The 16,767-nt window shown below is 60.8% G+C and carries 13 protein-coding genes, 1 other RNA gene and 1 pseudogene; 2 read left to right on the top strand and 13 right to left on the bottom strand.

Annotation, left to right across the window (positions count from 1 at the left end; all coding sequences use genetic code 11):
- Window positions 1–4 precede the first annotated feature (4 nt).
- The 6 genes from ACTJLA_RS10870 to ACTJLA_RS10845 form a co-directional block, all read right to left on the bottom strand.
- Window positions 5–1,153, bottom strand: a complete 1,149-nt coding sequence (locus tag ACTJLA_RS10870) for an acyl-CoA dehydrogenase family protein (protein ID WP_440841222.1) — start codon at window positions 1,151–1,153, stop codon at window positions 5–7.
- A gap of 207 nt (window positions 1,154–1,360) precedes the next feature.
- Window positions 1,361–1,963, bottom strand: a complete 603-nt coding sequence (gene recR / locus ACTJLA_RS10865; RefSeq protein WP_014719453.1) for a recombination mediator RecR — start codon at window positions 1,961–1,963, stop codon at window positions 1,361–1,363.
- Window positions 1,964–2,029: 66 nt separating this feature from the next.
- Window positions 2,030–3,064: an NADP-dependent oxidoreductase gene (locus ACTJLA_RS10860; RefSeq protein ID WP_034128391.1), complete on the bottom strand. Its 1,035-nt coding sequence runs from the start codon at window positions 3,062–3,064 to the stop codon at window positions 2,030–2,032.
- A 140-nt stretch (window positions 3,065–3,204) separates the two neighbouring features.
- On the bottom strand, window positions 3,205–3,543 hold the full coding sequence (locus ACTJLA_RS10855; protein ID WP_003193199.1) for a YbaB/EbfC family nucleoid-associated protein: 339 nt from the start codon (window positions 3,541–3,543) through the stop codon (window positions 3,205–3,207).
- Window positions 3,544–3,586: 43 nt separating this feature from the next.
- The gene (gene dnaX, locus ACTJLA_RS10850) at window positions 3,587–5,662 is read right to left on the bottom strand and encodes a DNA polymerase III subunit gamma/tau (protein WP_034128390.1); all 2,076 of its coding nucleotides are present in this window, start codon (window positions 5,660–5,662) and stop codon (window positions 3,587–3,589) included.
- A 77-nt stretch (window positions 5,663–5,739) separates the two neighbouring features.
- Window positions 5,740–6,681: a DMT family transporter gene (locus ACTJLA_RS10845; RefSeq protein ID WP_181124892.1), complete on the bottom strand. Its 942-nt coding sequence runs from the start codon at window positions 6,679–6,681 to the stop codon at window positions 5,740–5,742.
- 98 nt (window positions 6,682–6,779) lie between these two features.
- Between ACTJLA_RS10845 and ACTJLA_RS10840 the strand changes: the two genes are divergently transcribed.
- The gene (locus ACTJLA_RS10840) at window positions 6,780–7,643 is read left to right on the top strand and encodes a LysR family transcriptional regulator (RefSeq protein ID WP_060772981.1); all 864 of its coding nucleotides are present in this window, start codon (window positions 6,780–6,782) and stop codon (window positions 7,641–7,643) included.
- A 141-nt stretch (window positions 7,644–7,784) separates the two neighbouring features.
- Here ACTJLA_RS10840 and ACTJLA_RS10835 read toward each other — a convergent pair whose 3' ends face one another.
- From ACTJLA_RS10835 to ACTJLA_RS10815, 5 genes are all read right to left on the bottom strand, one after another.
- Window positions 7,785–8,375, bottom strand: a complete 591-nt coding sequence (locus ACTJLA_RS10835) for a hypothetical protein (protein ID WP_034128387.1) — start codon at window positions 8,373–8,375, stop codon at window positions 7,785–7,787.
- Window position 8,376: 1 nt separating this feature from the next.
- Entirely contained in the window at window positions 8,377–9,423 is a 1,047-nt protein-coding gene (locus ACTJLA_RS10830) for an N-acetylmuramidase family protein (protein WP_034128386.1), read from the bottom strand.
- Between the two features lie 158 nt (window positions 9,424–9,581).
- The gene (locus ACTJLA_RS10825) at window positions 9,582–11,543 is read right to left on the bottom strand and encodes a hypothetical protein (RefSeq protein ID WP_314546943.1); all 1,962 of its coding nucleotides are present in this window, start codon (window positions 11,541–11,543) and stop codon (window positions 9,582–9,584) included.
- A gap of 150 nt (window positions 11,544–11,693) precedes the next feature.
- Window positions 11,694–11,790, bottom strand: an RNA gene (ffs, locus tag ACTJLA_RS10820) — signal recognition particle sRNA small type.
- A 98-nt stretch (window positions 11,791–11,888) separates the two neighbouring features.
- Window positions 11,889–13,055, bottom strand: a complete 1,167-nt coding sequence (locus ACTJLA_RS10815) for a zinc-binding metallopeptidase family protein (RefSeq protein WP_313042565.1) — start codon at window positions 13,053–13,055, stop codon at window positions 11,889–11,891.
- Window positions 13,056–13,132: 77 nt separating this feature from the next.
- Here ACTJLA_RS10815 and ACTJLA_RS10810 point away from each other — a divergent pair.
- Window positions 13,133–13,222: pseudogene (locus ACTJLA_RS10810) on the top strand (outer membrane lipoprotein carrier protein LolA); the annotation flags it as partial.
- A gap of 120 nt (window positions 13,223–13,342) precedes the next feature.
- Here the strand turns inward: ACTJLA_RS10810 and ligA are convergent.
- Both ligA and zipA read right to left on the bottom strand, forming a co-directional pair.
- A complete protein-coding gene (gene ligA, locus ACTJLA_RS10805) occupies window positions 13,343–15,709 on the bottom strand; it encodes an NAD-dependent DNA ligase LigA (RefSeq protein WP_034128382.1) in 2,367 nt (788 codons plus the stop codon).
- An 87-nt stretch (window positions 15,710–15,796) separates the two neighbouring features.
- Window positions 15,797–16,660 carry a cell division protein ZipA gene (zipA, locus tag ACTJLA_RS10800; protein WP_054898611.1) on the bottom strand — a complete coding sequence of 288 codons (864 nt, stop codon included), beginning with the start codon at window positions 16,658–16,660 and terminating at the stop codon, window positions 15,797–15,799.
- Window positions 16,661–16,767: the final 107 nt, after the last annotated feature.

Below are 16,767 nucleotides of genomic sequence, written 5' to 3'. Positions count from 1 at the left end.
CGGCTTACAACCCCATCTGCTTACTGATGATTTCATTCATCACTTCGCGCGTCCCGCCACCAATCGACAAAATCCGGTTATCGCGATACAGCCGCTCCACCAGACTGCCACGCATATATCCCTGCCCGCCCAATATCTGCACCGCGTCATACGTCACCCGATCAGCGGTATCGGTAGCCAGATTCTTGGCCATGGAAATCTCTTTGATTACGCTCTTGCCGGCGGCCATCTTCGCGGCCTGGCGATAGGTGAACTCGCGGGAAACCTCCACGGCGGTAGCCATTTCCGCCAGGCGATGCTTGAGCACCTGAAATTTGCCGATGGGTTTGCCGAATGCTTCGCGCTGGGCGGCCCACTGGAGGCTTTCCTCCAAGGCCAGTTGCGCGGTCATGTTGGCCATGAGGGCCAAGGCCAGGCGCTCGCTCTGGAAGTTGCCCATGATGCAGGCAAAGCCCATGTTCTCGACACCGACGAGATTGCCCACAGGCACGCGGCAGTCATCGAAGAATAACTCGGCGGTGTCCGACACCCACCAGCCCATCTTCTTCAGTGGCTGGCCGACGGTAAAACCGGGCGTGTCTTTTTCAATCAGCAGCAGGCTGATGCCACCAAAGCCCGGCCCACCCGTGCGCACGGCCACGGTGTAGAAATCAGCGCGAATGCCGCTGGTGATAAAGGTCTTGGCACCGCTCACGCGGTAATGCTCGCCTTCACGTACGGCGCGGGTTTGCAGGTTGGCTACATCCGAGCCGCCGCTGGGCTCGGTGACCGCCAGGGCGATGATCTTCTCGCCGGCGAGCACCAGAGGCGCTATGCGCTCACGCACGTCGGGCCGGGCCCATTTGACGATGGGCGGCAGGCCGATATCCAGGGAGCCGAGCCCTGCCACCACGCCGCCGGAGCCGCAGCGCATCAGCTCTTCGCTGGCGGCGACCTTGGCGAACAGATCGCCTTCGTGGCTGCCACCCAGCGCCTCGGGGTAGCCGATGCCCAGAATGCCCGCCGCACCGGCCTTGAGGTAAAGCTCACGGGGAAAGCTCTCAGCTTCCTCCCAGTGCTCGATGCCCGGCAGCATCTCGCGCTCGACGAAGCGGCGCACGCTGTCGCGGACCAATTGGTGGCTGGGATCGAAGTATTCCTGATAGGCAGACATCGGCAAGCTCCATGGCGAGATGGAGCGAACTTACCAAGCGCTTGCTTGGTTATCAAGTCATGTGTCTGCGCTAACCCTGTAGGAGCGAGCTTGCTCGCGAAAACCGTCAACGATAACGCGTGCTTCCTGAGTGAACGCGGCGCCTATTAGTTTTTCGCGAGCAAGCTCGCTCCTACAGGGTTAGGAAGTCCCAGATTGCAATGGGCTTTAGAGCGCGATGGGTTTGCGGCCTGCGAACGAGTGCGCCAGGGTGCCGCCGTCCACCAATTCCAGCTCGCCACCCAACGGTACGCCATGGGCGATCCGTGAAGTAATCAAACCTTTATTGGTCAGCAACTGGGCGATGTAGTGCGCGGTGGCTTCACCTTCCACCGTCGGGTTGGTTGCCAGGATCACTTCGGTAAAGGTGCCCTGCTCTTCGATTCGCGCCACCAGTTGTGGAATACCGATGGCTTCCGGCCCCAAACCGTCGAGCGGCGACAGGTGGCCCTTTAGCACAAAGTAACGCCCGCGGTAACCGGTTTGCTCCACGGCGTACACATCCATCGGCCCTTCCACCACGCACAGCAACGTGTCGTCGCGACGCGGGTCGGCGCATTGCGGGCAGAGTTCTTCTTCGGTGAGGGTGCGGCACTGGCGGCAGTGGCCCACGCCCTCCATGGCCTGGCTCAGGGCCTGGGCCAGGCGAGTGCCGCCGCTGCGGTCACGCTCCAGCAGTTGCAGCGCCATGCGCTGGGCAGTTTTCTGGCCAACGCCGGGCAAGGTGCGCAAGGCGTCGATCAGTTGGCGAATCAGGGGGCTGAAGCTCATGGGCGAAGGGTCCGACAAAACAACGAGACGCGGTTTATACCCGCGCCCCGGATTAGCGTCAAATACTCAATCCTGCGCGACGCGCACCACCAACTTGCCGAAGTTGCGCCCTTCGAGCAGGCCGATAAAGGCTTCGGGCGCCTGCTCCAGGCCGTCGACCACGTCCTCGCGGAACTTGATCTTGCCCTCGCGCACCCAAGGCGCCATGGCACTGAGGAACTCCGGCTGGCGGTCGCCGTAGTCATCGAACACGATAAAGCCCTGGATGCGCACCCGCTTGGTCAGCAAGGTGCGTTGCAGGGCCGGCAAACGGTCAGGGCCGCTGGGCGCTTCATGGGTGTTATAGCCGGCAATCAACCCGCACAGCGGCACGCGCGCTTTGGGGTTGAGCAAAGGCAGCACGGCATCGAAGACTTTACCGCCGACGTTTTCGAAGTAAATGTCCACGCCTTTGAAACAGGCCAGGGCCAGCTCATGGGCAAAATCTTCGCTCTTGTGGTCGATACAGGCGTCAAAGCCCAACTCATCCACCACGTAGCGGCACTTGTCTGCGCCACCGGCAATGCCCACCACGCGCAAGCCCTTGAGCTTGGCCACTTGGCCCACCACCGACCCCACTGCGCCAGACGCAGCCGCCACCACCAGGGTTTCCCCGGCCTTGGGCTGGCCGATATCCATCAAGCCCATATAGGCCGTCATGCCCGGCATACCCAGTACGCCCAAGGCCATCGACGGACTCGGCAACCCCTTGGGCAGCGGGATCAGGTTATGGCCTTCGCAAATGCAGTGGCTTTGCCAGCCGGTGGCGCCGACCACCAGGTCGCCCACTTCGAATTTCGGGTTGCGCGATTGCTCGACACGGCTGACAGCCCCACCGGTCATCACCTCGCCGATTTCCACGGGCGCGGCGTAGGACGGCGCGTCACTCATGCGTCCACGCATGTAAGGGTCCAGGGACAGGTACAGGGTCTTGAGCAACACCTGACCGTCTGCCAGGTCCGGCAGGCTCACACGTTCCAGGCGAAAGTTTTCCGGCGTGGGTGCGCCTTGAGGGCGTGAGACCAGAACGATGCGTTGGTTGAGCGTCATTTCTTGAGGCATCAGCGGGGCTCCTTTATCGGTGAGTGGTTTCAACGGTATAGGGTGCAGACCATCGGTGAAGGCCTGGGGTTCGATGTTTCGACCGGCCAAAAAAAATGCCAGGCGCGATGCCTGGCATTTGAGTCTAGCTAAAACCTGTATCAGAACGGCAGTTTCATGCCCGGTGGCAGTTGCATACCAGCGGTCACGCCGGACATTTTGTCCTGGCTGTTGGCTTCGATCTTGCGCACAGCGTCGTTGACGGCTGCGGCGAACAGCGCTTCGAGCATTTCCAGGTCATCTTCACCCACGCCTGGCAATACGCTTGGGTCGATGCTGACACGCTTGATGTCGTGACGACCGGTCATCACCACGCTGACCATATCGCCACCGGCTTTACCGGTGACTTCGGCGTTGGCCAGCTCTTCCTGCATCTTGGCCATTTTTTCCTGCATCTGCTGCGCCTGCTTCATCAGGCCGGCCATGCCACCTTTCATCATGGGAATCACCTCAAAAGTACGTGGATCAATGAGTAGCCCGGTGTCATGACGCTTGGGGCACCGGGGCTTCGACAGGTTCAATAGTATCGTGGCGGACGACCGCACCGAACTGTTGCATCATTTGTTGGATAAGCGGATCTGCGTGGATCGAGTCCTCGGCCTCGCGCTGGCGGTTAAGGCGCCGACGGGTCGCTGCCTGGGCCGGGGTTTCCTGCTCGGGCTTGATCAGCTCGATGGCGATGGTCAGCGTGCGCCCATGGTACTGGTTGAGCGCATCGTTGAGCCGACGCTGCTGGGTGGCGTTGAACAAGGCGCTATGGGCCGGGTCCAGGTGCAGCAGCCAGTGGTCGCCTTCGATGGAAATCAGGGTGCAGTTGGCGGCGATACTGCCGGTCATGCCGGAGATCGGCAATTTCGGAAACAATTCCAGCCATTGCAGGGCCAGGCCGGTAGCCGGGGCCGCGGCAGGTTCTGCCTCGGGCTCGGGCGCAGGTTCCGCGGTGTGCTCACTGGCCAAATCGTCCAGGTAGCTGTAGGCCGAATCCATGTCCGGCTCGATGTAGTCTTCGTCCAGCGGCGGTTCGTCGTCCAGGTCAATGCCGGGAGTGGCCGCGTCGACCTGGGCGACCGTCGGTTCAGGAACGGGGGCCGATACCCACTCAGGGGCATCCGGCACCACGCTGTCCGGAGTCGGCGCAGGCATCGGCGTCAGCTCGGGTTGCTCGCCGGTGGTTTCCAGCACGGGCTCCACGGCGGGCTGTTGCTCGGGCTCTACTTGCGCTTCGACCGGGTCATTCCAAGGCAAGTCGACCACGGGCTCGGGCTCGATGACCGGCTCGGGCTCGACCACCGGTGCGACGGCAACCGGCGCAGGTTCGGGCTCAGGTGCCGGCGCAACCGGCTCAGGCACAGCAACCGCAGGCGCAGTAACTACTGGCGCGACAACGGCCGCGCCAGCCACTGGTTTGGCGGAATCAACTGTGGCCTGGCTGATCCCCACTGGCTTTAGCGGCTGTCTCGGTGCGTCTGCCGAATCTGCCGGCCGGAATGCCAGCATGCGCAGCAGCACCATTTCAAAGCCACCCCGAGGGTCGGGTGCCAGGGGCAGGTCGCGGCGACCGATGAGGCCCATCTGGTAGTAGAACTGTACGTCTTCGGCCGGCAAGGCCTGGGCCAGGGCCAATACGCGATCTCGGTCGCCATGGCCGTTGTCCACGCCTTCCGGCAGGGCCTGGGCGATGGCGACGCGATGCAATACGTTGAGGATTTCCGAAAGCACGCCATTCCAGTCCGGGCCTTGCTCCGACAGGTGGCGCACCGCTTCGAGCAACGCCTTGGCGTCTCCTTCGATCAGCGCGTGGAGCACGTCGAACACCTGGCCGTGGTCCAGGGTACCGAGCATGGCGCGCACGTCGGCGGCCATGACCTTGCCTTCACCAAACGCGATGGCCTGGTCGGTGAGGCTCATGGCATCGCGCATCGAACCATCAGCGGCGCGGCCCAGCAACCACAGCGCGTCATCTTCGAACGGTACGTTCTCGACACCCAGCACATGGGTCAAATGCTCGACCACACGCTCGGGGGTCATGTTTTTCAGGGAGAACTGCAGGCACCGCGACAAAATCGTTGCCGGAAGTTTCTGCGGGTCGGTGGTGGCCAGGATGAACTTGACGTAGGGCGGCGGCTCTTCCAGGGTTTTCAACAAGGCGTTGAAGGAGTGGCTGGACAGCATGTGCACTTCGTCGATCAGGTAGACCTTGAAGCGGCCACGGCTCGGCGCGTACTGCACGTTGTCCAGCAGCTCGCGGGTGTCTTCGACCTTGGTTCGGCTCGCGGCATCGATCTCGATCAGGTCGACGAAACGCCCCTCGTCGATCTCACGGCACACCGAACAGGAGCCACAAGGCGTCGAGGTAATACCGGTTTCACAATTCAGGCACTTGGCGATGATGCGCGCAATCGTGGTCTTGCCCACCCCACGCGTACCGGTGAACAGGTAGGCGTGGTGCAGCCGTTGGCTGTCCAAGGCATTGATCAGAGCCTTGAGCACATGGGTCTGGCCGACCATTTCGCGGAACGAGCGCGGGCGCCATTTACGTGCAAGAACCTGATAACTCATCGAAAACCGTCGCAACTGGGAAGCAGAAGCCGGTAATGCTAGCGGAGCAAGGGGGAAATTGCATCCGGCACGCTCGTCTAATCTGACGAAGCTTGTTCGATTGGCCTCCCGGAGGGTACCTGCGGGCGTTTTGCTGGCACCTTGGAGCGCCAATGCCCTTCCAGACTGATAGCGGCGACACTTGCCAGCACGATCACCGCGCCCAGCATCACCTGCAGGGTGACGTGTTCGCCAAGCAGCGTGGCGGCCATCAGCATGGCAACCGGTGGAATCAGGTACATCGCCACCGACGCACGACTGACCTCGACGTGCTTCAACACGTAACCCCAGGCCAGATAGGCCAAGGCACTGGGAAAAATGCCCAGCACCAGCACGGCAAGATTCTCCACCATCGGTGCCTGCACGATGGCGACGGGCAGGCCCGGCAGGTTCACGCACAGCATCAGGGTGCCGGACCACACCATGTAGCACGCCATCGTCAACGGGCTGTAGCGATGGGCGTAATGTCGCTGAATGGCGAAGTACACACTCCATGAGCAGGCCGCCAACAAGATCAGCAAACCCCGTGGGTTGATATCGCCTATGCCCCGGTCGCCCCAGATCACCACCACTACGCCGGCCAACCCCAACAGCACGCAGCCCCAGCGCCAGGCGCTGACCTGCTCCTTCAAGCACAAAAACGCAATCAACACACTGAACAACGGCGCCGACTGTGCCAACACACTCGACGCAGCCGCCGTCACCCATTGCTGCCCGTAATTGAGACTGGTGTGGTGCAGGAACACCCCGAAAAAGCCCAGCACCAACAACCACGGCAGGTCGCGCAATGGTGGCCGTCCAATTCCCACCACCGAGGCCACGCCGCCCATGAATACCGACGCGATCAAAAACCGCAGCAGCGCCAATTGGCCGGGGCTGTAACTGTGCAGCCCCATGTGCACGCCGATGGGGGAATACGCCCAACAGAGGATGACGCTGGCAATGACTAGCGTAAGCTTCAGAGGTGACGGAGTATTCATCGACAGCATCCACGCAAAAGGAATGCTGCCAGTCTTGGCCCAGGCAAGGCATAGGACAATTAAGCGTTTCTGACTTCTGAAATCATTGGAACTGAGCAATGGAACTGGCCCAACTGAAAATGGTGCGAGCCGTGGCGCAAACCGGCAGCGTGGCCCAGGCTGCGCTGCAATTGCACTGCGTGCCGTCCAATATCACCACGCGCATCAAGCAGCTGGAAAGCGAGTTGGGCACACCGCTGTTTATCCGTGCTGGCCGAGGGCTGGCGATCAGCGCCGCGGGAGAGATCTTCCTGGATTACTGCGAACGTATCCTGGCCTTGGTGGATGAATCCAAACGCGCCGTGGATGCCAGCGCCATTCCCCGTGGCACCTTGCGCATCGGTGCGGTGGAATCCAGCGCCAGCGGGCGCTTGCCGCCGCTACTGGCGGAATACCACCGGCGTTATCCCGATGTCAGCCTGGAACTGGTCACCGGTGCCTGGGCGCAACTGCTGGACGACCTGCAGCACCACCGCCTGGATGTGGCGCTGGTGGCTGCCGGCGGCAAACGCACGAAGCTGGAACAGAGCGTGGTCTACAGCGAGCGCCTGGTGCTGATCGCCAGCGCGTGCAGCGCACCTATCAACAGTGCCGAGGACCTGGCCGGCCGAACCCTGCTGGTGTGGCCGCCGGGCTGCCCTTATCGCGCCGCCCTGGAAAACTGGCTCAAGCCCCATGACATCAAGCCAGCAATCGCCAGCTACGCCAGTTGGGGCACGATCATCGGATGCGTGAGCGCGGGGATTGGCGTGGCGTTGGCGCCCGAGGGGATCCTGGCGCGCTATGAACAGGCCAATCAGCTGGCATCGTATCGCTTTGAAGCACTGGCGCCCGTAGACAACCTGTTGTTCTGGCACACGGACACCCAGCGGCACCTGGCGCGAGATGCGTTTGCCGGGCTACTGCGCGAGACCTTTGGCTGACACAGTCCTAAATGTGCGACGAAAATCGCCCTGATACCAAGTAGGAGCGAGCTTGCTCGCGAAAAACTCACAAGCGCCGCGTTTATTCAGGAGGCACGCGTTATCGTTGACGTTTTTCGCGAGCAAGCTCGCTCCTACAATTCAGGGCTTCGGCGCAGCCAACCGTGCGTACTGGCCCTGGCTGATCCAGCCCGTGAACGAACGGTCGTCAGCGTTGATGAACTCCACCTGCGCCCAACCGTCCTTGAACGCCAGTACGCCCACCACGTCATGCTTGACGATGTAGGGCCGCTTTGCCGCTTTGGCGCCCGGCGTTTTCAGCAAGTAAGCCTTGTCGGCAGACACCGTCACCAAGCCTATCCATTGTTTGCTGGCCGTCTGGCTCAGCTCCAGGCCGGTGGCGATTTCCGGCATCAGCACATTGATGCAGCCGGGGTGTTGACGGCCCTGCGCCACGGTCAGGGTCACCCCGTCGGACGCCGCTGCCACACTGCCTGGGTAGGCAGCGTCCAGCCAGGTGGTGAGCGCTTCGGGTTTGCCTTGCAAGTAGAACGTGCAACCACGGGCCACACCCTCGCCCATCGACTCCTGATAGAAACCCTCCACCTGATGCCCCGGCGTCACCGCCAGCATCAGCCCTTCATATTTGCCTGAATGCAACGCCGCCGAGCCGGCCAACGCAGGCGCCACGGCGCACCACGACAACACTCCCATCGCCAGATAACGAATCATCTTATTTCTTCCCTTCAAAGGCTTCGTAGGCTTGTTTCATCAGGACGTCATAGTTGCCGTAATCATCGCCGTTATAGTTTCGGGCCATGGCGGTAAAATCCTTGTTTTTCATGGCACTCAATAATGCCGAGTTGTGGCTGCAAAGGCTGAGATAGGCTTTGAGTTGGTTACCGGCATTGATCTTTAATGACGCCACGAACTCAAACACCGTCTTGAATCCGCACGCAGCAAAATTGAACCCCATGATTTGAAACATGCCCCAGGAGGCCGACATCAAGGCGGCTTCCTGGTCCAGCGCAAAGGCAGTGGCCATGGTCTCCCAGGCCTTGACCTGATCCTTATTGTTCGTCTGCCATTGCGGGCCGGCTTTTTTCTTGTAGATATACGACAGCAACGGCTGCGACTGGTCGTAGATGTGCTTGGTGTACTTGCGAAAGTGGTGCCCTTCAAAAGCGATGATCGGCAACTTGGCGGGCCCGAACCCCACCTTCCCGCCCGACTCCACCGTGGCGAACGCCTTGACCACATTCACCGAAATGCCGTTGCCCAATTGCTTGGCGGCGTTCTGGAAATCCGTGTCGCTCAATGTCGTCCCGCCATCGCAGGTGGACTGCATCATCAACTGCCGGTTACGCCGCTCGGCCTCGATCACCGCACGCACGCGGTCCAGGTACACATTGACCGTGGCCTGTACCGCATCGACGTTGTTATTGCCGAAAATGTTGAGAAACGTCGGAATGCGCGTATTGGGAAAAGCCCGCACCGGTACCTTCAGCGCCTCTTCGATCAGACTGTTGAACGTCCGCCCGGTGGGGTCGATCACGCCATCGGGATGGGCGTACTTGAGATGGCGAAACTGATACTGGCTGATGCATTGCACCAACTGGCCGTCGCACTTGCCGTTTTCCAGCAAGGCAAACCCCATCTTGGGAATGATCAAATTGAATAAATACTGGATGCACTGAACATCGGCGGGCAAGTTGCGGGCTTTGCCGGGCGTCCCTACCGACGCGCTGATAAGACGAGGCAACCCTTGCAGGCTTTTCATGACAGACATCCTTGTGAGTGAAAGAAGTGATAGCACTTCAATATCAAATCCACGCCCTTGTCATATTCTGAAACAAGTGGCCGGCGCAAGCTAACAAGGCGGTCTGCGGATTGTCCAGAGGACGTTATGAAAGTTGTGAAACAGCCGGATTAAATCCGTCAGTAACCGTGGGATTCACGGGCCTTTTGATACTTGTGGTAGTCGAGCCACTCGACCACATCGTAGGGCAGGTACAACTGCACCCTGGCCCGTGAAATCGCGATATACACCGCACAGAGTCGTTGATCGAACGCGTAAGCGTCCTGGAACTTCACATTGGTCAACAATTCCGGGGTGAGCAGTACCCGGTCGAACTCCATGCCGCCCGCATCCTGCGCCAGCATCAACAGGACGCGCTCGTCCGGATGGCCAATCAACCTGTTCAAACGCGTGACATCCGCCACGTTAAAGCCTTTTTCCAGCTCGGCCTCGACCCACAGAAACGCCTCATCGAACTGGCAGGCTTCGCGCACCTGCTGCCAATCGGCCATGTCGCTGAAAAACGCATGGGGGCCGAGGTCATTGAACTCATTGCTATAGAAATCGGGTTTGAACAACGCGATGACCGTGTCCATGAAATGCTTGAGCGACTGCTGGGCCTCTTTGCTCGCGAGGCCGAACGCACAGCGGGCGTGGCTCAGCTGGATCGCCCACTGCATGGTGTCCCAATGGGAAGCGGTCAACACCACGCAACCTTGCGGGGGCACGAAACCCTGCGGATAAAACTCAATGCCGACATCGGCATCGCGGGCGCCCTCGAAAAGCGATTTGCTTTTTTCCGAGTGCAAGCTGATCAACGGGTTGACCAGGCGCTCGACATTGCGCCCGGAACGCACGGAGTAGCACACGTCGGTATGGCGAACCTCACGGGCACGCTTGACCACGCCGCCACTGGCCTGCTGATACTCATCCCCCAAAGTGATCAGCACCTGGCGGCCGCGCTCGATGATTTGCAACAGCGGCGCCGGGATGTCCTGGCTCTCATCGATGAGCACGTGGGTATAGCGCTCGGGCACCACGCAGCCTGCAAGGCTGGCGCGCTTGATCATCAACAAGGCTTCAAACCCGGTATGCCGGCCCCAGGCCGGGTTAGCCTCTAGGTAGCCCCATAACCGGCTGGCATATTCGAGCAGCGCCCTGGCATCGACGCCGGCGAGCGGTTGCTTGAAATGCGGCAAATGCTGGGCCGACAAGCTGTACTCCCAGGAGCGGCAGTAGGCCTCAAGCACCTTGAGGCACACCTCCACCACCGCTTGCCCTTCCAGGCGGCGGAAACCAAAGATATTCAGTTCTTGAGCGAGCGCCTGCTTGGTCGGCACCCTCACCGGCGTATTCAGCGGCTTTGGCCTCGGGCCATGCAATAGAGCATGGGCGAAGTCCTGGAAGGTATGCCCGGCCTTACGCTCCCGCGCTCCCACCATGCGCGCACGCAGGGTTTCGAGTTTTGCCGGGGTGCGTGCCAACAGTAAGGTCTTTTCCGGGCGCAGGTGCTCCAGCAAGGCCACCAGCAGGTGACTCTTGCCAATGCCTGCATAGCCTTGAACATGCAGGTCTTCGTTCAGGTTGGCGCGGAAGGTTCTGAGCAGCTTGTCTTGCTCAGCGCTCAACCAGCGCTCGCGATGCCTGGGCGTGATTACCTGCTGGCTGAACGGATCATTGGCCTTGAGGTGGCGGACTTTATACTCGACGTCCCATTTGCCACTGGGCAACAGATAGTCCCGAGCCTGTACTTCCTCCTCCAGCAGAAAGCGCAGCTTCAGGCTTTTGACCACATTGAGGCCGAAGTACAGCTTCCTCTGATCGAACAGCCGCTGCGCTTCAGAGAGCAGGGACACACTGGCCGAATGGCTGGCATCGACTGCCCAGTCAACCAGTTTGGCCAACACTTTTTCAGCACCATTGGCGCTCAGCTCGCTTTCCGGCACCTGCGCCAGGTTCTGGATCACCAGCACCGCCGCCAATTCGGGCTCACTCAGGGCTACAAGCGCATCGAAACCCTCGCCGCCCAACAAACCCGCACAGGTGTGCTCGGTGATCGGCAAGAATACGGGGCTGGATAAGTCGAAATGTTCCGAGTGCATAGAGCCTCGTAGCCTGGGGAAGAGACGCTTGGGAGTATGCCACTAGACGCGAAATGACCGTCATGCACTGTGCAGGAAGCATCACAGATGACTGGCTGAAAATAACTTGAGTTTTAGAAGGGACTGCAGGAGGGAGCGTTATGGAGGCAACCCCACCAGCCACACCCCGGCACACAATGTTCCCGCTGTGGCTGCTGCCTTCCGGCTCTGACCAGGTTCACGGGTAATCGTTGCGGGGGGACCGATGGGGTCACCATAACGACGCTGCCTCTCGGCAAGCCGCGCCATTGTACCCATCTCATCGGAAGTTACAACCGTTGGTTCCGGATTAAAAAATGAGAAGGCTCAAGCACTTGCCATAACCCCATCAGCCCTGCCGCCTTCTTCCTGGATGACCAGGTGAATAAAGTGCAGCTTGGCAATCACCGCGGGCGGCAGCACGAAGGGGTAGAAATCCGGCTGGCCCATGGCGCGGGACAGTTCGTTGAGCATGCCGGCCAGTTCGATCCAGGCATTGACGAAGGAAAGGAATGCCGGGCCTCCAGGGTGTTGCGGGTCGTAGAGCGTGGTCAGGGGGAATGGCTGGTAATCCAGGTCCATCTCGCGGGCGCTCATACCAAAGCCCAGGGCCGTGTCCACGGCGTCCATCATGTGCAAGTAGTGGGCCCAGGTTTCGGCCCAGTCTTCCCAGGGGTGCATGGTGGCGTAGGCGCTCACGCAGGTGAGTTGCCAGTCCGGGCGCGGGCCGTTCTGGTAGTGCCGGTCGAGGGCCTCGGCATAACTGGCACGTTCATCGCCGAACAGGTTGCGAAAAGGTGTGAGCCAGTGACTGTTGGCGATCAGGCGATCCCAGTAGTAATGGCCGACTTCATGGCGAAAATGGCCAAGCAAGGTCCGGTATGGCTCGCGCATCTGTACACGGACTTTTTCGCGGTGGGCGTCGTCGGCTTCCTTGATGTCCAGGGTGATCAGCCCATTGGCGTGGCCGGTGGTGGGCGCGTTGCCTTCCAGGTCGATACCGATGAAGTCGAAGGCCAGGCCAGCCTCTTCGTCAACGCTTTTGGGCACCACTTGCAGGCCTAGACTGATCAGTTGCGCCACCAAGCGGCGCTTGGCGGTTTCAACCTTGCGCCAGCGTTCGGGGTTTTCCGGAACCGAGAGATCAGGAATGGTGCGGTTCAGGCTACAGGCCACGCACAACGGCGCGGTGCTGTGGGCAGGAATCAGCCAGTTGCAGGCGGCGGGTGAATCGAGGTTTGCACAGCGCCGGAATGCGCCGGCATCGAGATTATCGTCCGCCAGCCAAGTACCGACCGCCGGCCCAGGTTGCAAGGACGACAGGCGGCTTTGCTGCGGCTGGTAACCCAATGCCGCCTGGCAGGCCAGGCATTGGCTGTTGCGAAAAAACAGCGACTGGCCACACCGGCATTGCCACACCTTGCTGTTGCGCGAGGTTTCGGCCATGAACGGAGCGGCGATGCGCGTGCTGAGTTGCTCGAAGTAGCGGAACATGGCGATCTCTCCCTGGGTGACAGAGACTAGATCATTTCTCGCTCGGGATCGTTCAACTGCTCCCTGTAGGAGCGAGCTTGCTCGCGAAGATCGTTAACGATAACGCGGGCTGCCTGGTTCACAGCGGCGTCCTCCGGTTCTTCGCGAGCAAGCTCGCTCCTACAGTGTTGAGAGATCGTTCCCACGCTCCGCGTGGGAATGCCGCCTTGGACGCTCTGCGTCTGCGCGAAGGCCGTGACGCGGAGCGTCACAGGATGCGTTCCCACGCGGAGCGTGGGGACGATCAATCAGACGGTGATGTTGTGCTTGGCCAGGAAGGCGACGAAGGCCTCTTCGTCCAGTACTTTCAGGCCCAGCTCATTGGCCTTGGCCAGTTTCGAGCCAGCGCCCGGTCCCGCCACCACACAGTGGGTTTTCGCCGAAACGGAACCGGCCACCTTGGCCCCCAGGCTTTCGAGCTTGTCCTTGGCCACATCGCGGCTCATCAGCTCCAAGGAGCCCGTGAGTACCCAGGTGTGCCCGGCTTCGGGCAAGCCTTCAACGACCTTTTTCTCGCTCTGCCAATGCATACCAAAGTCCTTGAGCTGCTGCTCGATGGCCAAGGCATGGCTGGCGTTGTCGGCATTATCGAAAAAGTCCCGCACAGCCTTGGCTTGCTTCTCGGGCAGCGCCTGGCGCATATCGAGCCAGTCAGCCTTGATGACGCCTTCCAGCGAACCGAACTTGTCCGCGAGTTTCTGCGCAGCACCTGGACCCACCGACGGCACGTGCAGCTTGTCGAGCAAACCGCCCAAGGTGGTGCTGGCGGCGAATTCCGCGCTGAGTTCGCCCTGCTCCTGCAATTGCAAACCGCATTCGTCCGGTGACAATAGCGCGCCAATCACCTGCTGGTTGTGCCCGTCTTCAAAGAAGCTATGGATCTCATGGGCCACTTCCAGACCTACATCCGGCAAGTACGTCAGCACCTCTGGCAACGCCTTTTGAACGCGCTCCAGGGACGCCAGCGAGCGCGCCAGGACCTTGGCCGTCTCCTCGCCCACATCGGGAATGCCCAAGGCGTAGATAAAGCGTGCCAGGGTCGGGGTCTTGCTGTTTTCGATGGCGCTGATCAGCTTCTTGCTGGAGATATCGGCAAAGCCTTCCAGGTCGATGATCTGTTCATATTTGAGTTTGTAGAGATCGGCCGGCGAACCAATGAGCTGTTCATCCACCAGTTGCTCGATGGTCTTGTCGCCCAGGCCGTCGATGTCCATGGCCCGGCGCGAGACGAAATGAATGATTGCCTGCTTGAGTTGCGCACCGCAGGCCAGGCGCCCGACGCAACGGTACACCGCGCCTTCGCTGACGGTTTCCTTGCCCTTGCTACGCTTGACCAGTTGCGTGCGCTCCACATGGGAACCGCACACCGGGCAATTCTGCGGGATCTGCACGGCGCGGGCGTTTTCCGGGCGGCGCTCGGTGACCACCGAGACCACCTGCGGAATCACATCACCGGCGCGGCGGATGATCACGGTGTCGCCAATCATCAGCCCCAAGCGTGCCACTTCGTCCATGTTATGCAGGGTGGCATTGGACACGGTCACGCCGGCCACCTTGACCGGCTTGAGGCGCGCCACCGGCGTGACCGCACCGGTACGACCGACCTGGAACTCCACGTCGAGCAGCTCAGTGAGTTCTTCCATGGCCGGGAATTTGTGCGCGATCGCCCAGCGCGGCTCGCGGGCACGGAAGCCTAGTTCACGCTGGTAGGCAATGCTGTTGACCTTGAACACCACGCCGTCGATTTCATAGCCCAGCGCATTGCGGCGCTCGCCGATGTCGCGGTAGTAGTCCAGACATTCCTGGATACCCTTGGCCAGCTTCAATTCGTGGCTGATCGGCATACCCCACTTCTGCAACTGCTTGAGGTTGCCGATATGGGTGTCGCTGATATCCGCGGTCACCTGGCCGATGCCATAGCAGCAGAATTCCAGCGGGCGACTGGCGGTGATCTTCGAATCCAGTTGGCGCAGGCTGCCCGCCGCGGCGTTGCGCGGGTTGGCGAAGGTCTTGCCGCCCACTTCCAGTTGCGAGGCGTTCAACCGCTCGAAACCGGCCTTGGACATGAACACTTCACCGCGCACTTCCAGGGTGGCTGGCCAGCCCGTGCCGTGCAGTTTCAGGGGGATATTGCGCACGGTGCGCACATTGACGCTGATGTCCTCGCCGGTGGTGCCGTCGCCCCGGGTGGCACCGCGCACCAGCTCGCCATCCTGGTACAGCAGGCTGACCGCCAGGCCATCCAGCTTCGGCTCGCAGCTGTATTCCACCGCCGCGCCAGCGCCAAACAGATCGCCCACCGGCAGATCAAGGCCCTCGGTGACCCGGCGATCAAACTCCAGCATGGTGGTTTCATCGAAGGCGTTGCCCAGGCTGAGCATCGGGATCTCGTGCTTGACCTGGGTGAACGCCGACAATGCCGCACTGCCGACCCGCTGCGTCGGTGAGTCACGCGTCACCAGTTCCGGGTGCTCGGCCTCCAGGGCCTTGAGCTCGTGGAACAGGCGGTCGTATTCGGCGTCCGGAATGCTCGGCTCGTCGAGGACGTGGTAGCGATAGTTGTGCTGATCCAGCTCAGCGCGCAGTTCGAGGATGCGGGTTTGGGCGGCGGTCATGGGTGTTCTCTCATAAAGCAAAAGAGCAGCCGAAGCTGCTCAATATGTTAGTGCACGGATTCTACAGACAACGCTTAAGATCGATCCTCAGCGTTTCTGTGTCAGGGCGCGACGCTCGAACTCGACGATGCGCTGACGGTAGTGTTCGATGGTCTGGGCGGTGAGCACGCTGCGCTGGTCGTCCTTGAGCTCGCCGTTGAGCTCCTGGGACAGCTTGCGGGCAGCGGCCACCATCACGTCGAACGCTTGTTTCGGGTGACGCGGGCCTGGCAGGCCAAGGAAGAAACTCACCGCCGGGGTGCTGAACAGGTCGATATCGTCCAGATCGAACGTGCCCGGCTTGACCGCGTTGGCCATGGAGAACAGCACTTCGCCGTTACCGGCCATGCTTTCGTGACGATGGAAGATATCCATCTCGCCAAAACGCAGGCCGCTTTCGAGGATGTTCTGCAAGAGTGCCGGGCCCTTGAAACCGCCGGCATCGCGGCAGATCACGCTGATGACCAGGACTTCTTCGGCAGCCGGCTGATCGTTGACCGATTGGCGCGCCGCACTCTTGGCGGACGTCTCGTCCGGGAAATCGTCATCGCGGCTGCTGAAGCTCGGGCCATCATCGACGTCGAGGTTCAGGTCGCCCTGGTGCGGCTCGGCAACCGCCGCGCTACCGCGCTTGCCACGCTTGGACGACGGCTCGCGGGCTTCACGCAGCGGGGCGCTCATCGACGGCAGGTCGTGCTCGTCCAGTTGCGGCTCTTTATGGGTATCCAGCACACGGGGCGGCCCCAGCAGCTCGGCGGCGCCGTCGTCATCAGGCAAGTTGGACAGGTTTCGGTCCAGCCGGAACTTGAGCTTGCCCTTGCCACCGCGCATGCGGCGCCAGCCATCAAAAAGAATACCGGCAATGACAATAATGCCGATGACGATCAGCCACTCGCGCAGACCGATTTCCATGTAATCCCGTGCCTCTAATAAAAAATGCTGAAAAATAAGGGGTTTAGCACCGTGCAAACCGCTTTAAAACGTGGCGCCAACTCTATGTTCTGACTGACGTTTTGCCC

It is taken from the genome of Pseudomonas sp. 22072, from assembly GCF_052046095.1.
Taxonomy (GTDB): domain Bacteria; phylum Pseudomonadota; class Gammaproteobacteria; order Pseudomonadales; family Pseudomonadaceae; genus Aquipseudomonas; species Aquipseudomonas paracarnis.
Note: the sequence above shows the minus strand (reverse complement) of the source record. Positions and strands in the feature narration are given on the sequence as shown.